This is a genomic window from Corallococcus sp. CA049B (assembly GCF_003611685.1).
GTDB classification, from domain to species: domain Bacteria; phylum Myxococcota; class Myxococcia; order Myxococcales; family Myxococcaceae; genus Corallococcus; species Corallococcus coralloides.
Genome location: NZ_RAWC01000295.1, coordinates 1 through 9116 on the forward strand (window position 1 = coordinate 1; position 9116 = coordinate 9116).

Genomic DNA, 9116 nt, shown 5'->3' on the forward strand with positions numbered 1-9116 from the left:
TCGCCCCATGCCGGCGACCATCTCCTCAAGGTAGGCGCCCAGTGCCTCGTCCAGCTTCTTGAGCTGCGCGGGTGTCATCCCGACCGTAGATCACGCCTGCCACCCGCCTTCAAGTGACCGGGTAGTATTAAGCCACGCATCGCGTTCGATGTCGGGGAATGTCCAATCTATCCGTTTCAGAAAACACTTCATAGCACCTGAAATTGGGGGCTCTGGCAATATCTCTCCATATCGAGACACCCAGTCCGCCCATCGCGCCTGGAGATGGCCTTGGCGTCTTTCGGACGGAGCCAGCCAAACCCACTTCAACCACCAAAACCTCTCCCCATTGTCCATGGGGCCGCCCAACTGAAAGCATGCTGCTCCAAAAACTTTTCCTCCAGAGTCTCCTATGAGTTGGCCTTCCCTAACGGGAGTCGAAAGGTCGATGTCCTCCGTGTGTGGGTCGGGCCATGGGACATTATTATAGTGCATTTCGTGGTTAAAAGCACGAGCGCATCGATACATGTGTTCGTGCTTCCAGAGCGGCGAACCATGGTCGACGAGCAACGCGCTAGCTTGATCATTGCCCGATGCACGAAGCGAGGGACAATAGACAGGCCGCGTAGGCTCCTCCCAGCGCGCGTGCTCCTCCCGGTGCCTCGCGATATCCGCTGGTAAGTCAGAGACATAAGAATATCGGCAATCTGGGCACGTAGTCATCATGGTGTCGTAGTCGGCTCCAAGCGCTCCAGTGTAACCAGGCTTGGCGCTTGTGGAGCATGGGAAGGACAGGAGCCCTCTTGGGCGTAGCGGGTGGTCTTCCGCTTCATCGAGGGCTGGTACAATGCTCTCCGGCGCCACTCCGCTCTCGACGACGAGACACCCACTGGTTACGCGAAGAAGCACCGCGCTGCCGCTTGAGGGCGAAAGCGCGGAACGCTCTGCGGAACCGGGGCAACTTCAGTTCCGGCTAAGCCCGTTTGGCAGGACCCGCTTGCTATTTCACCCACCGCCCGTGCCAGACTGGCCGGATGAACCGCGTGCTCCTGCTGGCCGGACTGTTGAGCCTCGTTGCGTGCAAGGGCAACATCGGGCCAAACACCAACGACGGAGGCCCCAACAAACCAGTGGATCCAGTGGATCCAGTGGATCCAGTGGACCCCGGGGATCCCGGTGGGAACGTGGGCGCCGCGTGCGTGGTCCAGTCGGTGCTCACCCAGCGCTGCGCCAGCTGTCACGGCGCGCTGCCCACCCAAGGGGCGACGATGCCGCTGCGCACCCTGCACGACATGCGGGTGAGCTCGGCGATGGATGGGAAGCTCAGCAACGCCCAGCGCGCGCTCATCCGCATGCGCGATGACGCGTCTCCGATGCCGCCAGCCCCGCATGAGCGCGCGAGCGCGGCCGAGCGCACCGCGCTCGAGACCTGGATCCAGGAGGGGATGCCCCTCTGCAGTGGCACGGACGGGCCGCCCGTGACCGTCGTGCCCGAGCCCAACCTGCTCGAGCAGTCCGCGCTCTTCACCTGCACCGAAGGCGTGCGCTCGGATGCGCCGACGCGCCTGCGCCGCATGAACCGGCGCGAGTTCACCCGCAACGTCGGTGGCTCGGTCGAGCGCAGCTGGACCGGGTTCAGCTTCTACGACAACCCGCTCGATCCCAGCGCCATCGAGCAGTACAGCTCCTGGGCCACGGACGAGACGCTGGACGAGGCCACGGTGGAGCTTTTCCTGCCGGTGGTCGGCGCGGCCGCCTCGCCGTGGACGATGAACTACCCGGACGGCAACCGGATGGAGCGTGTCTTCACCAACAACCGCTTCAGCTGCATGTTCAACGACGCGAACCCGAGCGACACCTGCAAGCGCTTCCACCTCGGCCAGATGCTCGAGTTCGGCGTCTTCTTCCGCCCGCCCACCGAGGATGAGCTCACCCGCCTCACCGCCTTCGCGACCTCTGTCATCGCGCAGGAACCGAGCTATTCCCCGCAGACCCGCGCGGACTCCATCACGCGGATCTCCAACGCCGCGTGGATGATGACCGGCGCCATGTTCCGCCAGGAGATGGGCGGCGCTCCGGCCGACGGTCGCGTGGAGCTGACCAGCCTCGAGCTGGGCTCGCAGCTCGCCTACGCGCTGGCAGGGCGCGCGCCCTCGGCCACGCCGAGCTTCGTGTGGCCGTACTACTCCGCGCCCCTCGAGGGGCATCTGGCGGACGTGGCCGTTGCCGCGAAGGAGGGCTCGCTCACGCAGGATGCGACGACCACCGCCCTGATCCAGAAGCACCTGGGCGGCGTCGACGCCAACCAGAACGGGACTCCGCGCTTCGATCTGGTGCAGGACTACAACGAGGATCAGCGCTCCAAGCGCGGGCAGTACTGGCTGGGTGACGGCGTCGCGGGCTTCTTCCGCGAGTGGCTCGGCTACGGGCACGTGTCCGCAGTGTTCAAGGAGTCCCCGGCGGCGACCTCGCGCTTCGAACTCGAAGGGCTCGGCTACATCAGCTCGGTCTCGTACGACAACCTGCTCACCAACTTCCATCCGCTGGAGCCGACCTTCATCCAGCAGTTCGACGATCTGATCGCGCGGGTGGTGGTCGAGGACCAGGACGTGCTGGCGAACCTGCTCACCACGCGCACCTTCTACGTGCCCTCCATGCAGAACGCGGCATACGACTCGCACAAGGGCCTCTCGCACCCCTACAACGTCAGCGAGATCCTCCCGGCGACCGTCGCGGGCCGCTGGAAGACGCTGCCTGCCACGGAGCGCGCGGGCGTGCTGACCCACCCGGTGTGGCTGGCCGCGCACGGCGGCAACTTCGAGGACGATCCGTCCATCGTCCACCGCGGCAAGTGGGTGCGCGAGAACCTCCTGTGCGGCTTCGTCCCGCCGCTCAGCAGCGTGCAGGTGGCGGCCCAGGTCGGCGCTCACGCCGCCGACAAGAACGCGCGCCGCCGCCTGCAGGAGGCGACCGCCGGCTCGCAGTGCCAGGGCTGTCACCGTCTGATGGAACCGCTCGGCCTGCCCTTCGAGATCTACAACCACGCGGGCTTCCTGCGCGCGCGGGATCACTCGACCAGCGGAGGCTGGACCACGCCGGACGGAAGCTCGACGCTCACGTCGATGCCGGACCCCGCGCTGGACGGTCCGGTGCGCGACGCGGTGGAGTTGAGCGAGCGCCTGGCGAGTTCGCAGCACGTGAAGCGCTGCTTCGTGCGACAGGCCTTCCGCTACTTCATGGGACGCCCGGAGAACCTGAGCGACGCCTGCACGCTGACGCAGATGGAGCAGGCCTATGATCAGAACAATGGCTCGTTCTCCAAGATGCTGACCACGCTGATGACAAGCGACACCTGGAAGACGCGGCGTGTGCCGCAGGCTGGAGAGTGACTGCCATGTTCTCGCGACGAACCGTCCTGACGGGCATGGCCGCTGGCCTCTTCGCGCCCTACTTCCACGACGTCTACGCCCAGTCGTCCGCGTTGCCGGCGCGCCTGGTGCTGGTGCTCGAGTGCAATGGCGTCTACCCCCGCGCGCTCCTGAGCACGGGCACCCGCGCGGCGCTGGGGGGACGCGCCAACACCTCCGACCGCCTCTTCTGGGACGCGTACAAGGACACGCCGCTGGTGCGTGAGGGCGACAACCTCGCCAGCGCGATCAGCCTCGGGCCGCTGGCGGAGTCTGCCGGCAAGATCGACCTGGTGAACCGCTCCGCGGTGCTGCTGGGGCTCTCGAACCTCATCGCGGGCGGCGGGCACTCCAGCGGGACGGGCGGGCTGAGCTGCGCGGTGAACGGCGCGGGCGCGACCGTCGACGCGGTGATCGCCCCCCGCCTGCGCCGGGGTGCGCCGTTCGACGTGCTGCGCCTGGGCACCAGCTCCGCGCGCGTGTCGATCGTGTACGAGACCTGCGCGCTCGGGCCCCGCAAGCCCGCGGGCATCATCGTCAACCCCTCGCTCGCGTTCGACAGCACCTTCGGCTCGCTGCTCGGCGGCTCGACGAACGGGCGCGATCGCAAGATGCTCTTCGACTTCGCGCTGGCCGACTCGCGCAAGGCGCTGGCGGAGTTCAAGGGCAACTCCAACGAGCGGCTGAAGCTGGAGCGCTACGTCTCCTCGCTCGAGTCGCTGCGCACGCGGGAGGATCAGCTCACCGGAATGGCGGACCGCGTGCGGCCCTACCTGCCCGTAGCGCCCAAGGACAACCCGCTCCTCACCGGCGCGGGCTCACCGCCCGACTCGCTGAAGTGGTTCGAGGCCCAGTTCCAGATCGCCACGGCGGCCCTCCTGGGCGGGCTGACGAACACGGTCGTGCTGGCGACGGGCACCTCGGGCTTCGACGTGGCCTACGGCCCGGACGTGAGCGACGTCGCGCGACACAACCTGCAGCACGGCCTGGATGCGGGGCAGAACTGGGAGAAGGTCGCCGAGGTCACCCGCCGCCACGTGCAGTTGGTGGCGAACCTGGCCAGGACGCTGGCCGCCACGCCCGAGGTCGGCGCGAGCGGCTCGATGCTGGATCACACGGCGATTATCTTCATGTCCGACAACGGCGAGCAGCACCACTCCACCTCGCGTGAGTGGCCGAAGCTCGTGGTGGGCGGCAACGCGCTGGGCCTGAAGACCGACGGGCGCACGGTCGTGTACCCGAAGTACGACGCGCCCCGGAACCGGCAGGTCTCCAACCTCTTCAACACGCTCGGCCACGCGTTCGGAGACGCGGACTTCAACACCTTCGGGCAGGAGGGCAGCACGCGCATCGCGCCGGGACCGCTGAGCGAGCTGTATGGCTGAGCCGAAAGAGGGCCGCGGAACCTGTCCATGCGAGCGAGACAGCGCGGCCCTCTTCTCCTCGCCGCGAGGATGTGGAGAAGTGGCACCGGGCTTCGCTCTCGTCAGAAGGCCCTGACCATCGAGCCACCCGGGGGTGGCGGCGGCGGACCCTCGTTCGTGAACGGCGAGGGAGGCTTGCAGGAGTTCGAGGCCCGCAGCCGCTGGACGAGCTCCATGATGCCCGCGAGATCCGCCAGGTATGCCAGGCGCTCCTGCCGCACATGCTCTCCCAGAGTCGTCCGCTGTGCCTCGAACCCCGCGTCCACCGCCCTCCAGTCCTTCGCCGCGATGCGCGGCTTCCACTGCGTCTCGTGCTTGCTCGTGAGCTCGGACATGACGTTCGACCACGCGTGGTCGTGGACGAGCTTCGCGCCACCCGACGGCGCGAGCACCTGCAGCGCCATCATGTTCGTCGACTTGTAGAGGGCCCGGTCCAGGTTGCCGTTGGGCGCGTTCGTGACGGGGAAGTGCTCATCCCAGACCGAGGCGATCGCCTGTGGCGTGCCGACGCTCGTGACGTGGACCACGGCCCAGGAGCCCGCCTGCCTCCACTTGTCGCCGCCCCAGCCAGGCCGGGCCCAGATGGGCCACCTGTCGACGCCTCGCTCCTTGAGCCCGGCGTCCTCGAGGATCTCCCCGAACGTGTCGATGAAGGCGCCAATCGCCCCCCTCAGCCCGGCCAGCTTGTCGGGCTGACCAATCAACGCCACGCCCAGGCCCTGGATCAGCTTCGCCCGGAACTGAAGGGTCGTGAATTTGGCCACGTTGGCGTTGGGGACGCCGAAGACCGCCGCCGACGAGGTCGCGGTAGCCGCGGTCTCCAGCAGGTCGCAGGCCAGCTCCGTGAAGAACGGGCAGAGCACCCGGTCTCCCACCAGATAGAAGTACTTGTCCAGGCTCCCCTGGTTGAGCGCGGCGACCCGGTCCTTGAAGCCCCAGTGCGCATGGGGCCAGCTCACCGAATCGAACGTGATGCCGCGCAGGCCCCAGAGGATGCCTTCGACGTAGTGCTCCTTCGTCCAGCGGGCCTCCTGGGCCCACGCCTTGAAGGCGGTGAACAGCGCGGTCGGGATGTGGGGAGGATCGCAGTCGATGCGGGCCAGTCCGTGGTTGAAGAGCTGGGGCATGCCTACGCCAAAGCGCATCTCATGGAGGATGCGCAGCACGTGGTAGTCCTCCATGTTGCAGTCACCCACCAGCCCCTGATCCCGGGCCGCGGCCTTGATGTCTCCGCCAATGAAGTCGCTGGCGGTCAGGCTGATGGAGTACGAGGGGTAGAGCTTTTCGACGAGCTTCTGGCACTGCTTCAGGGGCGCCAGCAGGCGCAGGCTCTTGAACTCGGCCTTCGCCAGGTCCAGGGCTTCCTTGTAGGTGCCCTGGGACGCGGACCGGTACAGCACGATGTGCGAGTCCGGGCAGGAGAAGGCCACCAGCCCCACCCACCGCTGCCCCAGGGACACGGTGCGATCCTTCCGGGTCTCTCCCACCGCCGCCTTGCCCACCAGGCTCTCGCTGTCCACCTCCGCCCCGATGTAGACGCTGCCCATGATGTGTTGCAGCTTGCCGGGCTTCGTCCCGCTCCCCATCGCGCCGCCTGCCCCGTACATGTAGACGTTCGCGGCGCTGCGCTCGGACGTGTTGCCGGGCAGTTTGATCTGCCCCAACGCCAACATGATGGTCTTCAGGTTCAGCCGGATGAGCTCCGGCTGGAGGCCCATCTCCGGCGCGCGCACGATGACCACGGGGTTGCGGTGGTCCACCGCGCTGCTTTTGCAGTTGAAGGCATAGACCGTGTAGGCCATCTGCGCCTTGAAGGCGAGCTTGGTCTTGTTCCCCGAATTCCACAGCGCGGTGACCTGGGCGGCGAAGTCCGAGTCCCGGGCCGCCCTGGACAGCTTCTTCGCGAGGAGGGACGCGAACTCCAGGCCCGTGTCGTCCGTCCCACGCCGGGCCACCTGGAGTTCCGGCAGCGCCTGCCCCCGGGTCTCAGGCAGCACCGCGACCACCTTGTAGTCCCAGGGCAACGAGTACTGGTGCTCGATCATCTGGAAGAGGCTGCTGCCCGTCAGGATGTCGTCACGCTCGATGACGTAGATGGGCCGGTCCCGGTTCACCAGGAAGAGCCGGTGCATCACCGACTCAAAAGTCGCTGGAGGTGGCCCATTGAGCTTCAGCAACTGGTTGAGGACGGGCTTGACCTCCTCGTCCATGAAGCCGATGTGGACGTCGAACATGCGCCGCTCCTGGAAGGGCCTGGCAAGATTTCCACTGAAACATGCTTTGTCCTCAAACCTCAAGACAAACATGACTGCGAGTGAATGCAGACCCGACTGGCAGATTCAGTGCGAAGCCCCAGTGGCCTCCGTTCCGGGTATCTTGAATTGAAGCGCGCCCAGGGCCTGGGCGCGGGCGTCAGGCCGGCGCGAGTGCGTGGACGCCGTCCAGCGCGCGCGCCACGTCCGCATCATGCGTGACGACCACCAGGCCGCGCCCGTGCGCCTTCATCCCGTCGAGGTCTCGCATCACGCGCGCCGCGGTGCGCGGATCGAGATGCTCGGTGGGCTCATCGAGCAGGAGCCAGGGGGCCTCTGAGAGCCAGGCGCGCGCGAGGAGGACGCGCCGCCGCTCGCCTCCCGAGATGGCCTCGCCCCCGCGGCCCAGGGGCGTGTCGAGCCCCCTCGGCTGCCGCGCGTACCACTCCCCCAGTCCCGCCTTGCGCAGCGCCGCGAGGGCCTCGTCGTCGGTGAGCGTCGCGCGCACGACCCGCAGGTTCTCTCGCAGGGTGGTGTCGAAGAGGTGCGCATCCTCGGTCGAGCAGTGCAGCAGCTCCACTCGGTGCTGCTCGCTCACGCCCTCGAGCGGGACCTCGCCGAGCGTCACCCTCCCCTCCTTTGGAGGCAGGTGCCCCGCGAGGCTGAGCAGCAGCGTCGTCTTCCCGCTCCCGCTGGGCCCGGTGAGGGCGAGCGACCTCCCCCGCCGCACGGTGAGGTCGATGCCCGAGACGGCGGCGCTCCGGCCCGGCCAGCCGCACGCGAGCCCCTCCGCGCGCAGGTGGCCCACCGGCGCGGGGGATGGAATCGCGGCGGCCGGAGTCTCCGCCTCAGGCGCCTCGAGGAACGGAAGCAGCCGCCGGGCCGCCTCGGTCGAGCGCAGCAACTGGGTCAGCGCCGCGGGCATGGACTGGAGGGCCTCGAACGCACCGAGCGGCACGAGCACGACGACACAGAGCTCCACCTGGGAGAGCGCTCCGCGTTCGAGCGCCGCGAAGCCGAGGACGAGCGCCGCCCCTACGCTCGCGCTCCACGCGCCATGCAACAGGAAGGTCGCGGCGGCGGTCCAGCGAGCGGCCCGCGCGCAGAGGCGCTCCAGACGAAGGTCGTCCTCGCGCAGGACTCCAAGCAACACTGGCGCTCGTCCCGAAACCCTCCACTCCGCCGCGCCTTCGAGCAGCTCCAGGGCGGTGGACAGCTGATGCGACCGGGTGGCTGACGACGCCTGCTCCGCGAGGGCCAGCGCGCGCGCATTCATCCAGGGCGCCACGCCCCCCGCGACGGCCAGGCTCACGGCCAGGGCCCCTGCCGCCGCCGGGAGGAAGAAGGCGAGCAGCGCGACGCTGCCCACGCCGACACCGGCCGCGATGGCCATGGGCACCAGCGAGCGGATGACCGCCTCGCCCACCGCGTCCACGTCACCGCCGAGCCTCGCGACGAGGTCTCCGCGCTTGAGGCCGAGGACCCGGGGGAGCGGCCCCCGCGCGAGCGCGTCCACGAGCTTGGCCCTCAGCCGCGCCACGCCCCCCAGGGCCAGCTCGTGCGCGACGAGCCGGTGGGCGTAGCGGAGGCCCGCGCGAGCAAGCCCCAGGGCCCGCACACCGACGATGGCGAGCGTGAGGTCGAGCACGGGCGGCATCTCGGCGGCGCGCGCGATCAGCCACGCGGACAACGCGCCCAGCGCCGTCGAGGCGAAGAGCGCGCCCGTCCCGAGCGCGACCGCGAAGCCCACCGTGCGGGGACGCAGCCCGAGCTCCGGCAGCACCTGTCGCAAGGGATGGCGACTCATGCGGCCTCCGCGAGGGTGTCCAGGGATGCCTCGGTCGAGTGGAGCGTGACGACGTCGTCCGCGATGGCCAGCGTCCGCGCGCGGTGGCTGACCAGGAGCAGGGTCGTTCCCTGCCGGGCGCGCTGCTTCAGCGCTTCGAGGACGCGCTGCTCGGAGGCCTCATCCAGATGCGCCGTGGGCTCGTCGAGCAGCAGCAGCCGCTCGTCGCCCGCGAGGATCCGGGTGAGCGCCAGCCGCTGCCTCTGCC

General features: G+C 68.4%; 4 protein-coding genes and 1 pseudogene. 2 read left to right on the forward strand and 3 right to left on the reverse strand.

The window, feature by feature from the left end:
- Nucleotides 1-1013: 1013 nt before the first annotated feature.
- Both D7W82_RS36345 and D7W82_RS36350 read left to right on the forward strand, forming a co-directional pair.
- Complete coding sequence (locus D7W82_RS36345) at nt 1014-3368, forward strand: DUF1588 domain-containing protein (RefSeq protein WP_120622685.1); 2355 nt, start codon at nt 1014-1016, stop codon at nt 3366-3368.
- Between the two features lie 5 nt (nt 3369-3373).
- Nucleotides 3374-4771: a DUF1552 domain-containing protein gene (locus D7W82_RS36350; protein WP_120622686.1), complete on the forward strand. Its 1398-nt coding sequence runs from the start codon at nt 3374-3376 to the stop codon at nt 4769-4771.
- 101 nt (nt 4772-4872) lie between these two features.
- Here D7W82_RS36350 and D7W82_RS36355 read toward each other — a convergent pair whose 3' ends face one another.
- The 3 genes and pseudogenes from D7W82_RS36355 to D7W82_RS36365 form a co-directional block, all read right to left on the reverse strand.
- Nucleotides 4873-7044: a hypothetical protein gene (locus D7W82_RS36355; RefSeq protein WP_120622687.1), complete on the reverse strand. Its 2172-nt coding sequence runs from the start codon at nt 7042-7044 to the stop codon at nt 4873-4875.
- Nucleotides 7045-7222: 178 nt separating this feature from the next.
- Nucleotides 7223-8869, reverse strand: a complete 1647-nt coding sequence (gene cydC / locus D7W82_RS36360; RefSeq protein ID WP_120622688.1) for a thiol reductant ABC exporter subunit CydC — start codon at nt 8867-8869, stop codon at nt 7223-7225.
- Nucleotides 8866-9116, reverse strand: a pseudogene (locus D7W82_RS36365) (type I secretion system permease/ATPase); the annotation flags it as partial. The pseudogene D7W82_RS36365 and the gene cydC, both read right to left, overlap by 4 nt.

What these genes read in the sequence shown, in the direction of transcription:
- D7W82_RS36345 (WP_120622685.1), top strand. Translation starts at nt 1,014, where the DNA reads ATGAACCGCGTGCTCCTGCTGGCCGGACTGTTGAGCCTCGTTGCGTGC.
- D7W82_RS36355 (WP_120622687.1), bottom strand. Translation starts at nt 7,044, where the DNA reads ATGTTCGACGTCCACATCGGCTTCATGGACGAGGAGGTCAAGCCCGTC.
- cydC (WP_120622688.1), bottom strand. Translation starts at nt 8,869, where the DNA reads ATGAGTCGCCATCCCTTGCGACAGGTGCTGCCGGAGCTCGGGCTGCGT.
- D7W82_RS36350 (WP_120622686.1), top strand. Translation starts at nt 3,374, where the DNA reads ATGTTCTCGCGACGAACCGTCCTGACGGGCATGGCCGCTGGCCTCTTC.